This window comes from Vibrio sinensis, assembly GCF_003605645.1.
In the GTDB taxonomy this organism is placed as follows: domain Bacteria; phylum Pseudomonadota; class Gammaproteobacteria; order Enterobacterales; family Vibrionaceae; genus Vibrio; species Vibrio sinensis.
Map to the genome: position 1 here is coordinate 1 of NZ_QVMU01000072.1, position 1,394 is coordinate 1,394.

1 pseudogene is annotated in these 1,394 nt (G+C 48.8%); it reads right to left on the reverse strand.

Annotated features, from left to right (window positions below):
- A pseudogene (locus DZ860_RS24555) lies at positions 1–1,394 on the reverse strand (Ig-like domain-containing protein); the annotation flags it as partial.

Below are 1,394 nucleotides of genomic sequence, written 5' to 3' on the forward strand. Positions count from 1 at the left end.
CAGCGTAGTATTGCGCTAATGGCTGGTCATTAGCTGAATTCGCAGTAATGGTAATGACATCGTTACTGCCCTCAAAGGTCAGTTCACGCTGATTCGGCTTGCCATCGACTGGCTCACCCCAGTTAAGGAATGACTCGGTGCTCTCATCGCCCTGCATCTCATCTGGGCTCTCTTTTACCCCAAGAATAAATCCGGTCGATTGGTTGTCATTTTGGTAGGTGATCTTGGATGCATCGAATGTGGTCAACACGCCATCAACACTACCGTCCGAGTTAAATTTCGTAAGTTGTTCTGGCGTGATCTCAACGCCATCATAAAGCAATACTCCCGATGTCGGCAGTTGGGTGATCACCACTTCCACTGGCGTATTTGACGCGTCATCTTCTTCATCTGAAATATGGTCGTTCGCTGGCGTGTCACTATTAAAGACAATCGCAGCACCACCATTCGAGGCGAGCTCGACGGTAAAATCTTCCGCTTCTGGTGGGTTATCTTTGCTGTCATCAATCGCGACGGTTTGATGTGCGTTGGTCACATCGAGTGCTTCAAATAGATCTTTTGCATCCGGACCATTGCCGTCCTTAATTGAAACCACGGAAACCGTGAATGCTTGACCGGCTTCGTAAACATCATCTTGCGTGGTTGGTACTGAGAATGTTGCGGTTAACCCATCAAGGCCAATGACCGCTTCCAGTATTTCGGTAATGTCATTGCCATCGGCGTTAATGTACGTGTAGCTTAGCGTCACAATGCTACCCGGCGTGGCAAGAGGTGATTGAGCTCCTGAGTTAGCCGGATCGCTCAACGTAATGGTAAACGGAGCAGTCTCTTCTCCCTCCATCACCGAATCGGGACCAGTTAACTTGACTGCAATCGCATCACGTGGGTTGTTTTGGTTGCTACCATCTTCATCAACAATTTGGCTATTAGCGGTTTTGTTCGCTGGATCCACGGCTATTACTTCAAATTTACCGTTATCAGAAACATTCTCGACAGTAACATTTAAAGCTTCTGAACCCTCATTAAACGGATCATCAACCGCAGCGACTTTAAATTCAAACGAGCCAGAATCACCAATGGTGAAACTGTTCGGTAGTGCACTGGTGTCAGCGCCGCCAGCCGCCGCACCGGACCAATTGAGATCGCCAGACACAAGTGTGCCTGCCGGAGGCGTCACTGAATTACCATCGCTATCAACCAGCGTTAGCGTATAAGTCAGCTCACCACCTTCAGTAGCGCTATCTGTATCCACGCTGATTTTGACATACACAGTGTCATCGGAATTTGGATTATTTTCATCAACAATCGCACTGCTGACCGAGCCATGATCGGGATCGGCAGCCACCGCTTCAAACTGACCGTTATCGGAGACATTGTCGACGGCGACATGCAGT